We start from the raw sequence: 20114 nt of genomic DNA, 5'->3' as shown, positions 1-20114 counted from the left end.
AAGTGGAGGTGCGCCGTGCCCTCGACGGTGCTGCAGAGCCAAGTGTCGGACGCGGTCGACGATCTCATCGCCACCGAGGAGCGGATCTTCCTGCGGCGCCAGCCGCGCAGCTCGGAGATGATCGTGCGGGCGCGTGAGCACCTCGCCGGCGGGGCCACGTCCAACTGGCAAATCGCCGAGCCGCAGGCCGTCTGGATGAGCCACGGCGCGGGTTCGAAGGTCTACGACGTCGACGGCAACTCCTACGTCGACATGCATGGCGGTTACGGCGCATCCATTGCGGGGCACGCCCATCCGGCGATCGTCGCCGCGGTGAGCGACCGGGTCCGCCGGGGCACCCACTTCGCGCAACCCACCGAGGACGCGATCTGGATCGCGGGGGAGCTGGCCCGCCGGTTCGACCTGCCGCTGTGGCGGTTCGCCAACTCGGGCACCGAGGCCACGATGGACGCGATCCATCTGGCCCGCGCACTCACCGGTCGCGACCTCATCATCAAGGTGGAGGGCTGCTATCACGGTCACCACGATTCGGTCCAGGTGTCGGTGCTGCCGGAGGCCGACGAGATCGGACCCCGCGATCATCCCACCGGTGTGCCTGGCAATTCGGGCATTCCGGCAGCCATTCGCGATCTGGTGGTCGTAGTGCCGTTCAACGACGCCGACGCGGTCGCGCGGGCACTGTCCGACCATCGGGGTCGGGTGGCCGCGATGATCCTCGAGCCCGTCATGATGAACGCCGGCATCATCACCCCGGACGACGGTTATCTGGCGGCGATTCGAGACCTCGTCCACCAGGCCGGGGCTCTGCTCGTCTTCGACGAGGTGAAGACCGGCTTCACCACCGGGCCGGGCGGCGTGACCGCCCTCTCCGGCGTGGTGCCCGACATGGTCTGCCTGGCCAAGGCGCTGGGCGGTGGCATCTCGGTGGCGGCGATCGGCGGCACGACGGAGGTGATGTCGGCCATCGCCGACGGTCGCTACGAACAAGTGGGCACCTTCAACGGCAACCCACTGGCGATGGCGGCGACCCGCGCCACGCTGTCGGAAGTGCTCACCGACGACAACTACCGCCACCTCGACGCGTTGGGCACGCGCCTTCGCGGGACGCTGGAGGCGGTCATCGCCGAGCACGGGTTCGACTGGCACGTCGTCTCGGTCGGCGCCAAGGGGTGCGTGACGTTCCGCCGCGAGCCGGTCCGGGAGTTCCGCGACTTCCTCCGGGTCGACGCGCGCCTCGGCCATCTGCACTGGCTGATTCAGCACAATGGCGGCGTGTTCCTGCCACCATGGGGGAAGGTGGAGCAATGGCTGCTGTCCGTTCAGCACGACGACTCCGACGTCGACCGGTTCGCGGCGAACTTCGCGCGATTGGCCAAGGCCGTGGCGGTGTGACGGGCGGTCACATCGGTCTGCACCAGCTGGCGAAGTCCTTCGACGGCGTTCCCGCGGTGACGGGGATCGACCTCGACATTCCGGCGGGACAGTTCTATTCGCTCCTTGGGGCGTCCGGTTGCGGCAAGACCACGACGCTGCGCATGATCGCCGGTTTCGAGAAGCCCGACTCGGGGCGCATCGAGCTCGACGGTCGCGACGTGGTGGGCGATCCGCCACACCGTCGGCCGGTGAACACCGTCTTCCAGACCTACGCCCTGTTCCCCTTCATGACCGTGGCCGACAACGTGGCCTTCGGGCTCAAGTACCTGAAGACCTCGCGGGAGGAGACCCGGCGGCGCGTCGGCGAGGCCCTGGAACTGGTGCAGATGGGCAAGTTCGCCAAGCGGCGCCCCGCCCAACTGTCGGGCGGTCAGCAGCAGCGGGTGGCGCTCGCGCGGGCGTTGGTCTTGCGGCCACGGGTGCTTCTCCTCGACGAACCCCTCGGCGCGCTGGACGCCAAGCTACGCAGGCAGTTGCAACTCGAATTGCGGGCCGTGCAACGGGAAGTCGGCATCACGTTCGTCTACGTCACGCACGACCAGGAGGAAGCTCTCACCATGAGCGACCACATCGCGGTACTGGCGGACGGGCGGGTCGAGCAGGTCGGACCGCCGCAGGAGATCTACTCGTCGCCGGCGACGACGTTCGTCGCCGGATTCCTGGGCGCCGCAAACATCTTCGACGCCGACGTGGTCGACGTCTCCGGCACCTCGGCGGTGTGTCTGGCGGTCGACACCCGACTCGGCGCAGTGGTCGACCGATCGGTGACGAGGGGCGCGGCGGCAATCGTGATTCGGCCCGAGCGCATCGCGCTGCAGGGGCCCGACGACCCCGTGCGTACGGGTGACAACGCCATCAGCGGCACGGTGGCGCAGATCGTGTACCTCGGTGCCCAGACGCAGGTGCACGTCGACGTCGGCGCCGCGACGACGTTGGTGGTCGAGGTGCCGAACAACGCCGGTCCGGCCTCGGTGCCGCACTCCCTCGGAGCCCGGGTGACGTGCGTGTGCGCCCATGACGCCGTTCGGGTGTTGCACCGCAGCACGGCGTCGCCGACGACCGACCCCGTGGCGGCGTCCGCAGACGAGGAGCTCAGCCCTTCTTCGGCCTGATCTTCTTCTGGCCCTTCTTCACCGGCGGCAGGTCGAGTTCGCGTTCGCAGAACCGCATCGCGATGGCGTAGGCGATCTCGGAGTCCACCTCGGGATCCTCGAGCGCGACCTGAATCGACAAGCCGTCGAGCAGTGCCGCGAATTCGAGCGCGAACATCCGGGCGTCGACCCTGCCCCCGAGTTCGTCGGTGGCCTCGCCGGACTTGACGGCGTCGACGATCATCCGGCGCCAGCGGGCGTCGAGCTCGACCCGTCCCGCCTTGACCTCTTCGTGGCGGAAGGCCTGCGCCCACAGGTCGAACCACAATCCCCAAGCGCCGGGAATCTCGTTGTCCGCCTGGGGGATTACCGTCCACCTGATCAGCAGCGACAACCGCTCGCGCATCGAGGTGACCTCGGCGAGCATCTTCTCCGCCGCCTCATAGAACGACTCCTCGGAGTGGCGCAGGGCGTCGACCAGCAGGCGGTCCCGGGTGCCGAAGTAGTAGATGACGAGTGCGGAGCTGACGCCGGCCCGCTTGGCGACGTCGGCGATGCGCGTGTCGCCGAAGCCGCGCTCGCAGATCAAGCTCGCTGCGGCGTCCAGCATCTCGACCCGACGGCCCTCGTTGTTCTCCGTCGCAGCCGCAGGTTCGGCCATGTCGCTCTCGATCCCCCTCCAGTGGCGGCACTGCTACTTGTCTGCAAGCCTAACACTCGATTAGATTGAACAGTCAGTCAGGCCAGTCGTCCACCACACGGAAGAAGGTCGCTCATGGCCAACGCTTACGACGCCGTCATCGTCGGCGGAGGGCACAACGGTCTCGTCGCGGCCGCGTATCTGGCCCGGTCCGGGGCGAAGACCCTGGTGCTGGAATCCCGGGGCAGTCTCGGAGGGGCGGCGACCACGGAGTCGCCGTGGGAGGACGCCCCACACCTGCGCGTCACCCGGCTGTCGTACGTCGTCAGCCTGATGCCGCCGACCATCGTCGCCGACCTCGGCCTGGAACGCCACGGTTACAAGGTCCATCCGATGGGGCCCTACTACCAGGCCTTCCCCGAAGGCGGGTCGCTGACCATCTTCGAGGACGATCCGGCCCGCACGCACGAGCAGATCGCCAAGTTCTCCAAGCGGGACGCCGACGCGTGGCCCAGGTGGAACGCATGGCTCGAGGGCATCGCCGAGGTGATGGGTCCGCTGCTCACCCAGGTACCGCCAAACATCGGTTCCCACAAGCCGTCCGACCTGTTCGACCTCGCCAAGCTGGCGTGGAGTCAGAAGGGCATCACCACCCGGATGACCGCGGACGTCACCCGCCTGCTGACGATGAGCATCGCCGACCTGCTCGACGACTGGTTCGAGTCCCCGCAGATCAAGGGGGCACTCGCGGTGAACGGCGTGATCGGCACCTGGGCCGGCCCGTACGAGCCGGGCACTGCCTACGTGATGGCACACCACTCGATCGGTGACGTCGGTGACGGGCAACTCGGCAGCTGGGGCTTCCCCGAAGGCGGCATGGGCGGGGTGTCGGCGGCCATCGCCCGCTCGGCGCGAGCCTTTGGAGCCGAGATCCGAACAAATGCAAGGGTTTCCACCCTGAAGGTGCGAGGTGGCAAGGTCGAGGGCGTGGTGCTGGAGAACGGCGAGGAGATCACCGCGCCGTTGGTCGTCACCACCCTGCACCCACGGACCGCCTTCCTCGACCAGATCCCGCGCCACGAGCTGCCCGACGACTTCGTCCGCGACATCGAGCACTGGAAGACCCGCAGCGGCGTCGTGAAGATCAACCTGGCGCTCGGCGAGCTCCCCAACTTCACCGCCGACCCGAGTTCGGGCATTGCCGAGCACCACACCGGTTCGGTGGAGATGGCGCCCACGATGGAGTACATCGAAGCGGCCTTCCAGGACGCCCGGCTCGGCAAGCCGGCACTGATGCCCTTCAGCGACGGCGTCATCCCCACCACTCTGGACAAGACGCTCAATCCCGATGGCACGCACATCATGTCGCTGTTCACCCAGTGGGTACCTGCGGAATGGGCCGACGCCCCGCACACGCAGGAACTCGACGCCTACGCCGACCGGCTGATCGATCTCTACGACCAGGTGGCACCCGGCTTCAAGGCCTCGATCCTGCACCGCGACGTCGTCGGCCCGCACGAGATGGAGCAGGAGTACGGCTTGATCGGCGGCAACATCTTCCACGGCGAGCTGTCGCTGGAGCAGTTGTTCCACATGCGGCCGGCGCCCGGCTTCGCCGACTACCGCACCCCGATCGCCGGGCTTTACAACGGCAGTTCGGCCACCCACGCCGGTGGCGGAGTCTGCGGAATCCCGGGCTGGCAGGCGGCCAAGGCCGCACTGGCGGACAAGAAGCGGGCCACCGGGCGGCTCCGCGCCGCCCTGAGCCGCTCGTCCTAGGGCCTGATCCGTGGGGGAGCAGCGCCGCGCGGCGGTGGCCGCCATGCTCGAAGCCCGATCGGTGGCGATCGTCGGCGCGAGCGCACGCGAGGACAGCTTCGGCGCCCGCATGATCGTCGAGGCTCGGCGTAGTTCCGCACGGATGCATCTGGTCAACCCCCGCTACGACCGGATCGGCGACGTACCGTGCGCGCCGTCGCTGGCCGACCTCGACGAACCCGTCGACCTGGTGCTGTTGGGCGTGCCCGACGGCGTGCTCGTCGAACAGGTGGCAGCAGCCGCCGACGCCGGTGCTCGATCGGCCGTCGTCTTCGGCGCGGCCAACGGTGTCCGCGAGAAGGTGGCCGCCGTGGCGTCGGAGGCCGGGATGGCCGTGTGCGGCGCGGGATGCATGGGCTTCGTCAACAACGCCATCGGACTTCGCGCCCTCGGGTACCTCGAACCGGAGGTGTTGCCCGCGGGCGGGGTCAGCCTGGTCACCCATTCCGGATCCGCGTTCTCGACGCTGTTGCGGTCCCGTCGCGGGTTCGGCTTCCGGCTGGCCGTGTCCTCGGGGCAGGAACTCGTCACCACCACTGCCGACTACGTCGACTACGCGCTGGACGACCCCGGCACGAAGGTCCTGGCGCTGCTGCTGGAGACCCCGCGCGACATACCCCGGCTACGAGAGTCGTTGCGCCGCGCCCACGGCCGAGGGATCCCGGCGGTGGTCCTCCCGGTCGGCGGGTCGCCAACGGGACAGGCCATGGTCGCCGCCCACTCCGGAGCGCTGGCCGGCGGTGACGCCGCGTGGCAGGCGTTCTGCGATTCGGTCGGGGCGGTCCGCGTGCGGGACATGGCCGAGTTCGTCGACGCGGTCGAATTGTTCAGCGCGGGACGGCGGGCCGGGCCGGGTGACCGCATCGCCACGGTGCACGACTCCGGCGCCGAACGGGCGATGATCGCCGACCTGGCCCACGAGGTCGGCGTCGAGTTCGCGCAGCTCTCGGCGCGGTCGCTGTCGGCCGTGGAGGACCTGCTCGACGACGGCCTGGTCGCCACCAACCCGCTGGACGTCTGGGGCACCGGAGCCGACACCAGGGCCTTGTTCCGGGCGTGCCTACGCGTCATGACCGAAGACCCCGCCGTCGCTGTCACCGCCCTCGCCGTCGACCTGGTGCCGGAGTTCGACGGTGACACCGCCTATGTGGACGCGGTTCTCGACGTCGCCGCGGAGACGGACGCCCCGCTTGCCGTCGTGACCTCCGTGCCCGCCGCCGTCGACCGTGACGCGGCGGCCCGCTTGCGGGACAACGGCATTCCCATACTGGAGGGCTTCCGCAGCGGTGTGGTCGCGCTCGGGCACCTGGCCCGGTGGCCAGCGCGTCTGGAGTGCGCCGAGCCGGCAGTCGACGTCGACCGGCGACGACGGTGGCAGGCGCGGTTGCGGAACTGGAACCCCGCGCTGGCCTTCGATCTGCTCGCCGACTACGGGATACCGGTCGCCCGGGCGACCGAGGCGCACACCGTGGACCATGCCGTGGCGGTGGCCGAGGAGATCGGCTATCCCGTGGTCGTGAAGACTACTGCCGCCCAACACAAGAGCGACGTCGACGGCGTCGCGCTCGACCTGGCCGACGCCATGGCGGTGCGGGTGGCGTATGCCGACCTCGCCCACCGGTTGGGGCCGTCGGTCACGATACAACCGATGGTGCCCGACGGCGTCGAGGTGTCGGTGGGCGTGGTGCGGGATGCGGCATTCGGTCCGTTGGTCGTCGTCGCCGCCGGCGGAACCCTGGTCGAGCTCCTCGCCGATCGCGTGCTGGCGTGCCCGCCGGTGTCCGACGGTGGCGCACTGCGCATGCTGGAGGCGCTTCGAATCCGGCCCCTGCTCGACGGTTGGCGTGGCGCCCCCGCGAGTGACGTCGGCGCACTGGCCAGGGTCGTCGTCGGATTCTCGCAGCTGGCAGTCGAACTCGTCGAGTCACTCGAGGCGGTCGAGGCCAACCCGGTGATCGTCTCGGCCGCCGGTGCGATCGCCGTGGACGCCCTGGTGGTACAGCGAGGCGGGGTCGGCCAGTAGCGGGGCGAAGGCCAGTTCGGCGGCACCGATCATCAGGGTGTCCGCGTCGAGGCTGGCTGGCACGATCCGCAGCATCTCCCGCGGGGCGCGCAGGCCGTGCCGGGCGATGGCCTCGTCGAGCGTGTCCGCCGCCACCGAGGGAAAGACCCGCAGGAAGCCGCCGAGCACCACCAGACCGGGGTTCAGCAGGTTGACGACGTTGCCGAGCGCGATGCCGAGGTAATGTGCCTGGCGTTCGACCGTCGTGGCCCGCACGCTGGAATCCTTCTCGTAGGTTTGCGACTGGCTGACCTCGGTCTCCAGGCATCCGATTGCGCCGCAATGGCATTGCCGTGCGCCGCCGACGTAGGTGTGGCCGAGTTCGCCGGCGTAACCCGCGGCACCGTCGAGCAGCTGCCCGGCGACCACGACGCCCGCGCCGATGCCGCCCGCGCCACCGTTGACGTACACCATGTGGTCGGCGTTGGCGTGAGTCCCGAAGATGTGCTCGGCGATCGCACCCAGGTTGGCGTCGTTGGCGGCAAACGTCGGCAATTCAGTTGCCGCGCCCAGCATTTCACCGATCCTGGCGTCGTGCCAGTCGAGGTGCGGGGCCAGTCTGATGGTGGCCCCGGCGGCGTGCACCAGGCCGGGGACGGCGACGCCGACGGCCGTGACGGTGCAGTCCGGGTCGAGTTGCCGCCTCAGCCGGTCGATCATGTCGGCCGCGAGGTCGACGGTCTGCTCCGCGGTGAGGGCGCCCGGGGTGGCCCGCTTGGTCACTTCGAGAACGGATCCGCCGAGCGTGACGAGGCCGATGGTGAGCGAGTCGACTTCGGGGTTGACCGCGATCGCCAGCGTGCCCGGGTGTGGCCGCACCACGGGACTGGGCCTGCCGACCTGCGCGGAGGCGGCGGGCCGGGTCTCCTCGATCAGCCGGTGAGCGGCCAGTTCCTCGACGAGATCCTTGACCGTCGACCGCGACAGCCCCGTGCGGCGGGTCAGCTCGGCACGGCTCATGCCCCGGTGCCGGTGCACCAGCGTCAACACCCCGGAGAGGTTCCGCCTGCGGACGTCATCGGTGCTGGTACCGATCCTGGCGACGCGGTTCACGGTGGTCCTCCCCTCGAAATCTACCCGTTGACAGTGGCGTGGACCACACTATAAGTTCGGGCGCTGAACAAATCTACAGCCAGGAGGCGGAGATGTCCGTAGCCCAGTCCAGTGTCGCAATCGCCGACGGCGTCACCCCGCAGCCCTCGGACAAGTTCTCGTTCGGATTGTGGACCGTGGGGTGGACCGCGTCCGACCCGTTCGGCGTCGCCACGCGGCCGGAGGTCGACGCGGTCGAAGCCGTCGAGCGGCTTGCCGACCTGGGCGCGTACGGCCTGACCTTTCACGACGACGACCTGTTCCCGTTCGGGTCGTCGGACGCAGAACGCCGGCGGGCGGTCGACCGGCTGGTGGCGGCGCTGAAGTCCACCGGGATGGTGGTGCCGATGGTGACCACCAACCTGTTCTCCCAGCCCGTGTTCAAGGACGGCGGATTCACCAGCAACGACCGCTCCGTGCGACGCTTCGCGCTGCGCAAGGTGCTGCGCAACATCGACCTGGCCGCCGAACTGGGAGCCGAGACGTTCGTGCTCTGGGGCGGCCGGGAGGGCAGCGAGTACGATAGTGCCAAGGACGTCCAAGCCGCCTTCGAGCGCTATCGCGAGGCGCTGAACCTGTTGTGCCAGTATGTCGTCGACAGTGATTACTCCCTGCGCTTCGCCATCGAGCCCAAGCCCAACGAGCCCAGGGGCGACATCCTCTTGCCGACGGTGGGACATGCGTTGGCGTTCATCGAGACGCTCGACCACTCCGAGATCGTCGGCGTCAACCCCGAAACGGGCCACGAACAGATGGCAGGCCTGAACTTCGTGCACGGCATCGGCCAGGCGCTGGACGCCGGGAAGCTGTTCCACATCGACCTGAACGGGCAGCGCGGCATCAAGTTCGACCAGGACCTCGTCTTCGGTCACGGCGACCTGGCCAACGCCTTCGCGCTCGTCGACCTGCTGGAGAACGGCGGCCCACACGGGGGCCCGAGCTATCTCGGTCCGCGCCACTTCGACTACAAGCCCAGCCGTACCGAGGACGCCTCCGGAGTCTGGTTCTCCGCGGCGGCCAACATGCGCATGTACCTGTTGCTCAAACAGCGCGCGGCTGCGTTCCGGGCCGATCCCGAGGTTGCCGAGGCCATGGAGGTGGCCCAGGTCCAGGAGTTGCGCCGGCCGACCCTCGACCCCGGCGAGAGCTACCGCGACCTGCTGGCCGACCGATCGGCCATGGAGGACTTCGACGCCCAATCATATTTTGGCGCAAGGGGATTCGGTTTCGTCCGCCTCAACCAGCTGGCCATCGAGCATCTGCTGGGTGCTCGTTGAGCAAGGGGAACGTCAGACGCTAGACGTGATGCACGTCACGCTATATGTTGTCGGCAAGAACAAATCGAGATGTGGGGAGCAATCCATGAACCGAGTGCCATCACTGGTGTTTGCCGTAGTCGTCGGCGCCGGGCTGGTCTTGTCCGCCTGCAGCAGCAGCGGGAGCGGCGGAAACAACGGCGGGGGCGGTGGCGGCGGTGATGCCAAGTCTCAAGGCAAGATCGGCGTGATCCTGCCCGACACCAAGTCGTCGGTGCGCTGGGAGTCCAAGGACCGGCCCGCCCTCGAGGAGGCCTTCAAGGCCGCCGGCGTGCCGTACACGATTCAGAACGCCGAGGGTTCGGCGGACAACATGGCCACCATCGCCGACGGCATGATCGCCGACGGCGTCACGGTGCTGGCCATCGTGAACCTCGACTCCGACAGCGGTGCCGCGATTCAGCAGAAGGCGGCCAGCCAGGGCGTCAAGACCATCGACTACGACCGGCTCACCCTTGGCGGCTCGGCCGACGTATACGTGTCCTTCGACAACACCACCGTCGGTCAGCTGCAGGGCCAGGGTCTGGTCGACTGCCTGGCGGGCAAGCCGTCGAACGTGGTGTTCCTCAACGGTTCTCCCACCGACAACAACGCCACCCTCTTCACCGCCGGGGCGCACTCGGTGGTCGACAAGACCCCGAGCGTGAAGATCGTCGGCGAGCAGTCGGTTCCGGATTGGGACAACGACAAGGCCGTCACCATCTTCGAGCAGATGAACACCGCGGCCGACGGCAGGATCGACGGTGTCTACGCCGCCAACGACGGCCTCGCCGGCTCGGTGATCTCGATCCTGGAGAAGAACGGTCGCGCCGGTCAGGTGCCGGTCACCGGTCAGGACGCCACGGTCGAGGGTCTGCAGAACGTGCTCGCCGGTACCCAGTGCATGACGGTCTACAAGTCGGCCAAGGAAGAAGCCGGCGCGCTCGCCAAGGCCGCCATCTCGCTGGCGAAGGGCGAGTCGGTGGACGCACCAGGGAAGTCGCGTGACGACAAGGGCAATCGCGACGTTCCCTCGGTGCTGTTGACCCCGAAGTCGATCACGAAGACCAACGTCGACGTCGTCCTCTCCGACGGTGGCCAGTCCAAGGACGAGGTGTGTGCCGGCCAGTTCGCCCCCATGTGCAGCGCGGCGGGGCTCTGACCGACCGATGACCAACCAGGTGACGCCCATCCTCGAACTTCGAGGAGTCAACAAGAGTTTCGGCATGGTGCACGTGCTTCGCGACGTCGACTTCGCCGTCTACCCCGGCGAGGTCACGGCGCTCGTCGGGGACAACGGGGCCGGCAAGTCGACGTTGGTGAAGGCGATCGCCGGGATTCACCCGATCGACGGCGGCGAGTACCTGTTCGAGGGCGAGCGGGTGACGGTGCACGGCCCCAACGACGTTGCCGCCCTTGGCGTCGAGGTCGTGTACCAGGACCTCGCGCTGTGCGAGAACCTCGACATCGTCTCGAACATGTTCCTGGGCCGGGAGATCCGTCGGCGGGGCGTGCTCGACGAGGCGAAGATGGAGACGATGGCGCGCGAGGCGCTGGCGTCCCTGTCGGTGCGGACGGTCAAGTCCGTGCGACAGACCGTCTCGAGCCTGTCCGGAGGGCAGCGGCAGACCGTCGCGATCGCCAAGTGCGTGCTGTGGAACTCCAAGGTCGTCCTGCTCGACGAGCCGACGGCCGCACTGGGCGTGGCGCAGACGCGGCAGGTCATCGACTTGGTGCGACGCCTGGCCGACCAAGGCCTGGGCGTCGTCCTGATCTCGCACAACATGATGGACGTCTTCGAGGTGGCCGACCGGATCTGCGCGCTGTACCTGGGCCGGGTGGCGGCCGAGGTCAAGACCGCCGAGGTCACCCGAGGACAGGTGGTCGAGCTGATCACCGCCGGGCATTCCGGCAGCCTCGGCCTGGCTCCTGCCGACGCCGCCCAGTCGACGTGAAGGATCGCGACATGACAACCACCAAGGCCGAACTCGACGACACGGCCTTTGCGGTCGACAGCCACTCGGATGCCACGTTCGCCGACGCGGCCCGCGGCTACTGGGCGAGGGTGCGCGGCGGTGACATGGGATCGCTGCCCGCGATCCTCGGACTCATCGTGCTCTTCGCGGTGTTCGGCCTGGCCAACGAGCGCTTCCTCTCGGCGCTGAACCTGGCCAACCTGGTCACCCAGGCCGGGTCGATCTGCGTGCTCGCGATGGGCCTGGTCTTCGTGCTGCTGCTCGGCGACATCGACCTGTCCGCCGGGGTGGCGGGCGGCGTGTCCGCCTGCGTGATGGCGCTGACGATGACCGGTCAGGGCTGGCCGTGGTGGGCAGGCGTGCTGGGCGGCGTGCTCTGCGGCGCGCTCATCGGACTGTCGATCGGGCTGTTGCGGGCCAAGCTGGGCATCCCGTCGTTCGTCGTAACCCTGGCGTTCTTCCTCGGCCTGCAGGGCGTCACGCTCAAGCTGATCGGCGAGGGCGGTTCGGTCCGGGTGGACGACCCCGTCATCCGCGGCATCACGATCGGCAACCTCCCGGTGGCCGTCGGGTGGGCGTGCGCGCTCCTCGTCGTCGTGGTCTTCGCCGGCGTCGAACTAATCAAGCACCGCGGCAAGGTCGCGGCCGGATTACACCACGCCCCACTGGGAGTCGTGATCGCGCGAATCCTCGGCGTGGCCGCGGTGACGCTGGGCGTGACCTTCCTGCTGAGCCTCAACCGCAGCGTCAACCCGAGGGTCGAGATCCGCGGCATCCCCTACGTCCTGCCGTTGGTGGTGGTGCTGCTCATCGTGCTCACGTTCGTGCTCACGCGCACTCGGTACGGTCGACACCTCTACGCCGTCGGCGGCAGCGCGGAGGCGGCTCGGCGCGCCGGCATCAACGTCGACCGGATCCGCATCTCGGTGTTCGTGATCGGCTCTTCGCTGGCGGCCGTCAGCGGCATCATCGCCGCGTCCTACGGCGGCAAGGTGTCGGCGTCCTCGGGTGCGGGCAACGTCCTGCTGTACGCCGTCGGCGCGGCGGTCATCGGCGGCACCAGCCTGTTCGGCGGCAAGGGGCGGGCGGTCGACGCGGTCATCGGCGGCGTGGTCGTCGCCACCATCGCCAATGGCCTTGGCCTGCTGAACCAGTCGTCCTACATCAACTTCCTGGTCACCGGCGGCGTGCTGCTGCTCGCGGCCAGCGTGGACGCCATCTCGCGGCGCCGCCGCTCGGCCACGGGCCTGGGCTGACCGGCGTCGTTTCAGAAGGACCGGAGCCGCTTCAGAAGATCGAGTAGACCTTTCGCACGGTCTCGTGGATGTCCCACGTGCCCGTCCAGCCCTTCGGGAACACCGCGACGTCGCCGACCCCGATCTCGGAGGCCTCGCCACCGTCGGGGGTGACCGTCATGCGGCCCGCCACCAGGTAGATCACCTCGTGGGTCTCCAGCGTCCACCGGGACGGGCCCGGTGCGCACTGCCAGATGCCGGCCGACGCGTCGCCGTCCACCCAGACCTCCAACCCGTGGGTGGCCATCGGCGCTCCGGTGGCCTCGTCGAGCGGCCCCCAGTCCTCGAGCTCGGCATCGGCGGCGTGGGGGAGCAGGCTGGTGATCACTGAGAGGCCCTCTCGGGGAATGGGAGTGAAATTGGTTCCGGGGCAACGCGACTGTTGCCCTCGGCGTCGAACCGGTCGAGGCCGAGGTCGGTGAGGTCGAGCCAGTCGCACCGGCCCGTCATCGTCAGGTCGGCCGCCACCTGCGACACCGCGGGGCCCCACATCATGCCGTGGCCGGCGGCGCTGGCCACGACGGTGCCCTCGATCGGGCCGTCGTCGGTGAGCAACGGGCCGAGGATCGGCAGATGGTCGGGGGTGTAGTCGATGGTCGCCGCCCACGACCGTCGAAGTCCGAGGCCCTTGACCGCCGGAAAGAGCTGCTCCATGCGGTCGCGCGCCTTGCGGTAGTACAGCGTGTCGAAGTCGACCGCGGTACCTGCCGGTTCGTCGGGGTTGCTCATGCCCCACAGCACCCCACCGGCTTCACCTGGCCGCCAATAGATTCCGGACGTGACGTCGAAGACCATGGGAAGTTCGTGGACGTCGACGGCGGATGGTGCGGCGGTGACGACGACCTGATGACGGGCGCCGCCGGCGTGGATGCGGCCACCCGCCGCGCGGCCCACCGCGGCCAGCTTTGGCCCGCCGGTCAGGACGACCCGTTCGGTGTCGACCGGTCCGTCGGTCGTGTCGACGCCGACCACCCGTCCGCCTGCGGTGCGCAAGCCGGTGAACGCGCAGTGCTCGCGAACGTCGACGCCGTGCGCCACCAATGCGGCGGTGTAGGCGAGCACGTTGCGGGGCGCGTCGAGGTAGCCGTCCCCGGGGGCGTAGGACGCGCCCATCGTCACGCCGGGCGCCAGGCCCGTCGTTCTGGCGTCGAGGTCGTCGCTGCTGAGCCATTCCACGGTGAGACCGAGGCTCTGCTGCAGCGCGATGCGGGAATGAGCCTGCTGCACTTCGGCTTCGGTGAACGCAGGCATGAGATAGCCCTGGGCGACGAACCCGCAGTCGAGCGGAAAGCGGTCACCACTTGCGGCGTAGAACTCCTGGGCGCGCAGACCGAGCGTGATCGCGGGCTCGGTGCCGCCCTGGGCGCGGACCATGCCCGCGGCGCGGCTGCTGGCACCGTCGCCGAGCGTGGCCGCCTCGAGCAGGACGACCTTGCCGACGCCGGATTCGGCGAGCAGGACGGCGGTCCACGCGCCGACGGTCCCGCCACCGACCACCACCACGTCGGCCTGGGTGGAACTAGTCATAGCACTGAACGCTGACATAGACTGAACGCTCAGTCAAGAGCGAGGAGCGTGGATGTACGGGCTATCGGAGGCTGATCGACTCATCCAGGACACGGCGCGCGACTTCGTCGACTCGCTGATCCCGCTCGAACTCGAGGCCGAGCTGGCGGGCGGTCAGCTTCCGAAGGAGGTGACCGCCGAACATCACGGCCGGGCAATTGATTTGGGCCTCTTCGCCACCAACATGCCGACGTCCGTGGGGGGCCGGGGCTGCACCTCGTTGCAACAGGTATTGGTGCAGGAGCAGTGCGGTCGGGCCACCAACGGACTCGGCTGGGTGATGGCCACCCCGCCGCAGTGGTGGGTCGACGTCGCCACCGACGACCAGCGCGAGCGGTGGCTACTGCCCGCCGTGCGGGGCGAGAAGCACGAGGCGTACGCCATCACCGAGGAGTTCGCCGGCTCGGACGTCTCCGCGCTGGCGACCACGGCGCGCCGTGATGGCGACGAGTACGTGATCGACGGCGTCAAGTGGCACGTCACGTCCTACAACCTGGCCGACTACTGCTTCGTGCAGGCGGTTCTGGTCGGCGGCGAGTTCGAGGGTCAACACGTCCTGCTGATCGTCGACCTGCCCTGGCCGGGCGTGGAAGTCGTTCGGACACCGCAGTATTCACACCACATCGCCGACGAGCATCCGATCGTCGCGTTCAACGGCGTCCGGGTGCCGGTGGAGAACCTCGTCGGCGCCGAGGGGGAGGGCATGACCTTCACCCAGGACTGGTTCCGCTTCGAACGGCTGATGGTCGCGGCCCGGTGCGTCGGAGCCGCCCAGCGGCTCGTCGACGACGTGACGGCGTTCGCGAAGGACCGCGTGGTCGACGGCAAGCCGCTCGGCGAGCACCAGCTGGTGGCGGGCATGCTGGCCGACAGCGCCACCGAGCTGTTCGCCGCGCGCACCATGCTCTACGAGGTGGCCCGGTCGGTCGACGGCGGCGCGGACCGCAAGACGCTGCACGCACAGGCGTCGATGGCCAAGCTGTACTGCTCGGAGGTGGCAGGCCGGGTGGCCGACCGCAGCGTGCAGATCTTCGGCGGGCGAGGCTACATGCGCGAGAACGTCGCCGAGCGGATGTACCGCGAGCTACGCGTCGAGCGAATCTGGGAGGGCGCCAGCGAGATTCAGCGCCTCATCGTCGCCCGCCAGCTGATGAACCGGGGTCCGTCAGCGGTGTTGGAGGGGCGTCAGCAAGGGTCGCCGGGAGGCGTGTAGTACGGCACGCCCTCGACCGTGTAGCAGGGCACTTCGCCCCACACGTACGGGGTGTCCGACGAGGCGATCGCCACGCCCCGTGCCACGTCGCCGGCGACGTTGGTGCAACCGCCCACCGCCACGTGCCGACCGCCCGCGCCCGCACAGATGTCGGCCTGAGCCGCCGGCGCGATTGCGAACGGCAGAGCCCCCATCGCCGCGGCCGTCAACAGCACTGCTGCCATCTTCTTCATGTCGTGCGTCCCCTCATTTGGCCGACTCGCCGTCATTGTCACGCACGTCAACCCGTGGGGTCGGGGTTTCGTCGTTTTCGTCGACCCGGTCACCGTCGGTCGTGACCGACCGGAAACCGAGCAACCGCATGCCGTGGTAGATGACCAACGCGGCGATCGACCCGAGCGCGATGCCGGTGAAGATCAACGAGCCTGCGTGCCAGGTGAAGTCTGCAATCCCGATGATCAGCGGGATTGCGGCCGTCATCTGGTTCACCGGCAGACCGAAGTCGACGTGATTGGTCAGCCAGATGCGGACGCCGAGAATGCCGACGAGCCCGTACAGGACGACGGTCGCGCCGCCGAGAACCCCCGGCGGGATGGCGGAGATGGCAGCCCCCACCTTGGGGCACATGGCCAGCACGATGGCCACCGTCGCGGCGATCCAGTAGGCCGCCGTCGAATAGACCCGGGTCGCGGCCATCACGCCGATGTTCTCGGCATAGGTCGTGGTGGCCGACCCGCCGCCGAAGCCGGCCAGCGTGGTGGCCACGCCGTCGGCCGCGATGGCCCGGCCCATCACCGGGTCGGTGTCGGTGCCCGTCATCTGGCCGACCGACTTCACGTGGCCGATGTTCTCGGCCACCAGGGCGATGACCGCGGGCAGGAACAGCGGCAGCACCGAGAGGCTGAACGACGGCGCCTGGAAGTGGGGAAGTCCGATCCAGGGCGCGGCGGCGATCGCCGAGGTGTCGACCTCGCCGAGCGCCAGTGCCAGCAGGTAGCCGATGACCACGGCGAGGAAGATCGCCAGCCGGCCGATGATGCCGCGGAAGAATGCCAGGATTGCGACCAGCAGGGCCAGGGTGACGAGCCCGACCACGGGTCCCTTCTCGAAGTTCGCCTTGGCCGCCGGAGCCAGATTGAAGCCGATCAGCGCCACGATGGCACCCGTCACCACCGGCGGCAGCGTCGCGTCGAGCCAGCCGGTCCCGACGACGTGCACGACCGCGCCGATGACGATCAGCAGCAGGCCGACGGCGACCAGGCCGCCCAGCGCGCTGCCCGCGCCGTTGGACGCCACCGCCGCGGTGACCGGCGCGATCACCGAGAAGCTCGAACCGAGGTAGCTGGGCAGCCGGTTGCCGGTGATGATCAGGAAGAGCACGGTGCCGATGCCGGAGAACAGCAATGTGGTGGCGGGTGGAAAGCCCGTCAGCACGGGCACCAGGAAGGTGGCGCCGAACATCGCCACCACGTGCTGAGCGCCGATGCCGATGGTGCGCGGCCAACTCAGTCGCTCGTCCGGTGCGACGACGTAGGCGTCGGAGGGGACGGGCTTCCAGCGCAGTGAGATCACGGTTGTCGACTACACACCATCGGCGGGCGTCGCGCGACTCTTACCCAGGACTCCTAGCTGGGCAGCCGCGGGATGACCTCGTCGCCTAGCCGCGTCACCCAGCCCGCCGGGTCGGGGTTGCCGGGCAACGGTCCGGTCCACATCGTGTGGAAGCCCAGGGCGGCGTACTGGTCGAGTGCGCGGAGATAGCCGTCGACGTCGGAGAACGGATCCTCGAAGAATCCAGCGGTCAGCCGGATCTCGGAGAAGTCCCGCCCCGCGTCGTCGCAGTGCCGCCGCAACACGTCGAGCTTGTGGGGGAGCTCCTCGAGCGTCGACGACGCGTTCCACACGTCGGCGTATTGCGCGACCATGCGCAACGTCTTCTTCTCGCCCGAGCCGCCGATGAGGATCGGTGGCCGGCGAATGGGCTGCGGTTGGCAGATGGTCTCGGCGAGTTGGTAGTGCTTGCCCTCGTAGGGCCCGTCGTCGTCGCTCCACATCTGCTGACAGATCTGCAGCGTCTCCTCGAGCATCTCGAACCTGTCCTTCAAGGGCGGGTAGGGGATGCCCAGCGCGTGGTGTTCGCGGTCGTACCAGGCCGCGCCGATGCCGAACATCGAACGGCCGCCGCTCAACACGTCGAGGGTGGTCATGGTCTTCGCCAGCACGCCGGGGTGGCGGTAGGTGACGCCGGTGACCAGCATCGTCAAGGTGATGCGGTCGGTCAGCGCGGCGAGGTAGCCCATCGTGGTGTAACCCTCGAGGAAGGGATCCTCAGCGCGACCGACGTTCTCCATCTGGAAGAAGTGGTCGGCGAGGGTGAACACGTCGACGCCACCGTCCTCGGCCGCCCTGACGGTCGCGGCGAGGGTCGGGGCGAGTTTCTCCGGCGCGCCGGGGAGGAAGTCGATGTAGTGGACGGCCAATTTCATTGTGAGTCAGTACCCTTCGCTAGTCAGTGAGCCGGGCCAGTAGCGCCAGCGCCTCGTTGACGACGCGGCGCTCCGGTTCGGTGTAGCGGTCCTGCAAGGCACGCACCAGCCACTCCTCGCGCACCTTGCGGTCGTTCTCCCCGTGCCTGCGCCCGAGGGCGGTCAGGTCGACGAGTTGACGGCGTCCGTCCTCGGGATCCGGTGTGCGCACGATCATTCCGTGGCGGTCCAGGCCGGCGAGCGTGGTGGCCATGGATTGCGGGCGCACGCGTTCCGCGCCGGCCAGTTGGCTGGTCGACGCGGGACCGTCCTTGACGAGACGGATCAGGACCGCGGTCTGGGACGGAGTGAGGTCGTCGGCGGTCGCGACTTCGAGCAACCGCCTGCGCAGCCTGCTGAACAGCACGCGAAGCTCCTGCGCCGCCACGGCCGCCGACTCACTGACCCGTTCCATTTCAACAGACTAAACTGAACAGTTGAAACTGTCTATATTGAGGGCCTCAATGAATATGGCTGCCGCCGTTGATGTCCACGGTGGTCCCGGTCAGGTAGCTCGCGTCCTCGCTCGACAGGAAGGTGATGACGGCGGCCACTTCCTCGGTGGTCGCGGTGCGGCCCACCGGAATGCCCGCGGCCAGCGCGGCCTCGGACTCGTCGGTGGCGCCGACCCGGATGTTGGTGTCGACGGCCCCGGGGGTGACGGCGTTGACGGTGACGCCGGTGTCGGCGATCTCGCGGGCCAGCGCCTTGGTGAAGCCGAGGATGGCGGCCTTGGCAGACGAATAGGGCACCTTGCCGAACACGCCGCCGCCGCGCTGCGCGGACACCGACGACATGTTGACGATGCGTCCCCAGCCGTTGTCGATCATGGCGGGGAGGAAGGCCTTCGTGACCAGGTAGGTACCGGTGGCGTTGACCGCCATGACCTTGTTCCAGATGTCGAGGGTGGTCTCGAGGAACGGCACGGGGCTGGTGATGCCCGCGATGTTGGCGAGTGCACCGACGGGCGGCAGATTGCCCGACGCCACCTCGGCGGCGACTGCGGCCTCGGCGGTGGCGACCGACTCCTCGGAGGTGACGTCGACCGCGTGTCCGAAGGCGGGCACGGCGAACTGGTTGCCGATGTCGGCGGCCACCTTGGCCGACGTCTCGCCGTCCAGGTCGAGGATGACGACTGCCCACCCCTCGCGGGCGTACCGCTGGGCGAGGGTCATGCCGATGCCGCGGTCTGAGGTGGCGCCGGTGACGACGGCGGTGCGGGTGGTTGCCATGTTGGTTGCCTTTCGATCTATATGAGGTTGCTGATGACGTCGCCCGCCCTGGCGGCGGCGTCGGGGCGTTGGTCGTGGGTGATGTCGCGGGTCTCGAGCTCGAGGGAGTAGTGCCCCTGGTATTTCGCCGCGACGAGTTCCTTGATGCCGCAGGCGAAGTCGACGTGACCGTTGCCTACCGAGACGTTGATGTTGCCGGGGGTGGCATCGCGGACATGGACGTGAGCGATGCGGGGTCCGAAGCGCGCGACGAAGTCGACCGGATCGCCGCCGGAGGCCACGACGTGGCTGAAGTCCATCACGATGCCGACCTCGTCGACGAGGCGATCGGCCAACATCTGGGCGCGCTCGACGTTCCAGCACAGCCGGTGCAGGTGCAGCGACTCCGTCCACAGTTCGACGCCGTGGGACGCCGCGACGGCCGCCGCCGTCGCGAGTTCGTCGGCGACGAGGGCGATGTCGGCCTCGAGCGTCGTGATCGGCTCGTGGTCGAGTGCGCCACAGGGCAGCACCAGTGCGCGCGCCCCGACGGCGGCGGCCAGGGTGGACAACGTGTCGAGGTGTGCTCGGCGATCCGAACGACGCCGACCCATCGCGGGCGCGTTCAGATCGCCGACGTCGCCGTTGACCGACCGCACGCGCAGGCCGGAGGCCGCCACGGTACGGGCCACGTCGGCCACCGCAGTTGAGTCCAGCACGAACGGCACGTGGTCGCACACCCCGGGCAGGGCCCCGAGATCGATCTCGTCGAAGCCGAGGGAGGTGATCGTCGCGAGCGCCTCGGCGAGCGGCTGGTGCCGAAAGCTGATGGACGAGCACCCCAGACGGGCGGCGAAGCGGGTGTTCGGCACGGCGTACCTCGGAACGGTCGGGAG

General features: G+C 68.8%; 19 protein-coding genes. 9 read left to right on the top strand and 10 right to left on the bottom strand.

The genetic code is table 11. The annotated features are described in order from the left end of the window. Positions 1–15 precede the first annotated feature (15 nt). A complete protein-coding gene (locus tag H7J06_RS05195; protein ID WP_264037549.1) occupies positions 16–1392 on the top strand; it encodes an aspartate aminotransferase family protein in 1377 nt (458 codons plus the stop codon). Next, complete coding sequence (locus H7J06_RS05190) at positions 1389–2546, top strand: ABC transporter ATP-binding protein (RefSeq protein ID WP_264037548.1); 1158 nt, start codon at positions 1389–1391, stop codon at positions 2544–2546. The genes H7J06_RS05195 and H7J06_RS05190 overlap by 4 nt, the downstream gene beginning before the upstream one ends. On the opposite strand, the gene H7J06_RS05185 is transcribed toward H7J06_RS05190, so the two are convergent. Further along, positions 2527–3186, bottom strand: a complete 660-nt coding sequence (locus H7J06_RS05185) for a TetR/AcrR family transcriptional regulator (RefSeq protein ID WP_264037547.1) — start codon at positions 3184–3186, stop codon at positions 2527–2529. The genes H7J06_RS05190 and H7J06_RS05185 overlap by 20 nt on opposite strands. A gap of 114 nt (positions 3187–3300) precedes the next feature. Here H7J06_RS05185 and H7J06_RS05180 point away from each other — a divergent pair, with 114 nt between their 5' ends. Both H7J06_RS05180 and H7J06_RS05175 read left to right on the top strand, forming a co-directional pair. Continuing rightward, complete coding sequence (locus H7J06_RS05180; RefSeq protein WP_264037546.1) at positions 3301–4944, top strand: phytoene desaturase family protein; 1644 nt, start codon at positions 3301–3303, stop codon at positions 4942–4944. A 10-nt stretch (positions 4945–4954) separates the two neighbouring features. After that, a complete protein-coding gene (locus H7J06_RS05175) occupies positions 4955–7006 on the top strand; it encodes an acetate--CoA ligase family protein (protein WP_264037545.1) in 2052 nt (683 codons plus the stop codon). Here H7J06_RS05175 and H7J06_RS05170 read toward each other — a convergent pair. After that, positions 6908–8098: an ROK family transcriptional regulator gene (locus H7J06_RS05170; RefSeq protein ID WP_264037543.1), complete on the bottom strand. Its 1191-nt coding sequence runs from the start codon at positions 8096–8098 to the stop codon at positions 6908–6910. The genes H7J06_RS05175 and H7J06_RS05170 overlap by 99 nt on opposite strands. A 92-nt stretch (positions 8099–8190) precedes the next feature. On the opposite strand from H7J06_RS05170, the gene xylA reads away from it, so the two are divergent. The 4 genes from xylA (at position 8191) to H7J06_RS05150 (ending at position 12664) form a co-directional block, all read left to right on the top strand. Beyond that, positions 8191–9414 (top strand): xylose isomerase, encoded by a 1224-nt coding sequence (gene xylA, locus H7J06_RS05165; protein WP_264037542.1) that lies wholly within the window; start codon positions 8191–8193, stop codon positions 9412–9414. An 85-nt stretch (positions 9415–9499) separates the two neighbouring features. Further along, positions 9500–10594, top strand: coding sequence for a sugar ABC transporter substrate-binding protein (locus H7J06_RS05160; protein ID WP_264037541.1), 1095 nt, complete (start codon positions 9500–9502; stop codon positions 10592–10594). 7 nt (positions 10595–10601) lie between these two features. After that, complete coding sequence (locus tag H7J06_RS05155) at positions 10602–11387, top strand: ATP-binding cassette domain-containing protein (RefSeq protein ID WP_264037540.1); 786 nt, start codon at positions 10602–10604, stop codon at positions 11385–11387. Between the two features lie 11 nt (positions 11388–11398). Continuing rightward, positions 11399–12664, top strand: a complete 1266-nt coding sequence (locus H7J06_RS05150; RefSeq protein ID WP_264037539.1) for a sugar ABC transporter permease — start codon at positions 11399–11401, stop codon at positions 12662–12664. A 31-nt stretch (positions 12665–12695) separates the two neighbouring features. Here H7J06_RS05150 and H7J06_RS05145 read toward each other — a convergent pair whose 3' ends face one another. Together H7J06_RS05145 and H7J06_RS05140 are read right to left on the bottom strand one after the other, a co-directional pair. Beyond that, on the bottom strand, positions 12696–13031 hold the full coding sequence (locus H7J06_RS05145; protein ID WP_264037538.1) for a cupin domain-containing protein: 336 nt from the start codon (positions 13029–13031) through the stop codon (positions 12696–12698). After that, entirely contained in the window at positions 13028–14230 is a 1203-nt protein-coding gene (locus H7J06_RS05140; RefSeq protein WP_264037536.1) for an NAD(P)/FAD-dependent oxidoreductase, read from the bottom strand. Before H7J06_RS05140 ends, H7J06_RS05145 begins: the two co-directional genes overlap by 4 nt. Before the next feature lie 52 nt (positions 14231–14282). Here H7J06_RS05140 and H7J06_RS05135 point away from each other — a divergent pair, with 52 nt between their 5' ends. After that, the gene (locus H7J06_RS05135; protein WP_264037535.1) at positions 14283–15482 is read left to right on the top strand and encodes an acyl-CoA dehydrogenase family protein; all 1200 of its coding nucleotides are present in this window, start codon (positions 14283–14285) and stop codon (positions 15480–15482) included. Here H7J06_RS05135 and H7J06_RS05130 read toward each other — a convergent pair. The 6 genes from H7J06_RS05130 to H7J06_RS05105 are packed head-to-tail and all read right to left on the bottom strand — an operon-like array spanning position 15455 to position 20090. Beyond that, positions 15455–15715, bottom strand: a complete 261-nt coding sequence (locus H7J06_RS05130; protein ID WP_264037534.1) for a hypothetical protein — start codon at positions 15713–15715, stop codon at positions 15455–15457. The genes H7J06_RS05135 and H7J06_RS05130 overlap by 28 nt on opposite strands. A 13-nt stretch (positions 15716–15728) precedes the next feature. Then, positions 15729–17054, bottom strand: coding sequence for a uracil-xanthine permease family protein (locus tag H7J06_RS05125; protein WP_264037533.1), 1326 nt, complete (start codon positions 17052–17054; stop codon positions 15729–15731). A 53-nt stretch (positions 17055–17107) separates the two neighbouring features. After that, positions 17108–17968 (bottom strand): LLM class F420-dependent oxidoreductase, encoded by an 861-nt coding sequence (locus tag H7J06_RS05120; RefSeq protein WP_264037532.1) that lies wholly within the window; start codon positions 17966–17968, stop codon positions 17108–17110. Positions 17969–17987: 19 nt separating this feature from the next. Beyond that, complete coding sequence (locus H7J06_RS05115; protein ID WP_264037531.1) at positions 17988–18422, bottom strand: MarR family winged helix-turn-helix transcriptional regulator; 435 nt, start codon at positions 18420–18422, stop codon at positions 17988–17990. A gap of 46 nt (positions 18423–18468) precedes the next feature. Then, a complete protein-coding gene (locus H7J06_RS05110) occupies positions 18469–19239 on the bottom strand; it encodes an SDR family NAD(P)-dependent oxidoreductase (protein ID WP_264037529.1) in 771 nt (256 codons plus the stop codon). A gap of 17 nt (positions 19240–19256) precedes the next feature. Beyond that, positions 19257–20090, bottom strand: a complete 834-nt coding sequence (locus H7J06_RS05105; protein WP_264037528.1) for a sugar phosphate isomerase/epimerase family protein — start codon at positions 20088–20090, stop codon at positions 19257–19259. Positions 20091–20114: the final 24 nt, after the last annotated feature.

Source organism: Mycolicibacterium hodleri (genome assembly GCF_025822245.1).
In the GTDB taxonomy this organism is placed as follows: domain Bacteria; phylum Actinomycetota; class Actinomycetes; order Mycobacteriales; family Mycobacteriaceae; genus Mycobacterium; species Mycobacterium hodleri.
Note: the sequence above shows the minus strand (reverse complement) of the source record. Positions and strands in the feature narration are given on the sequence as shown.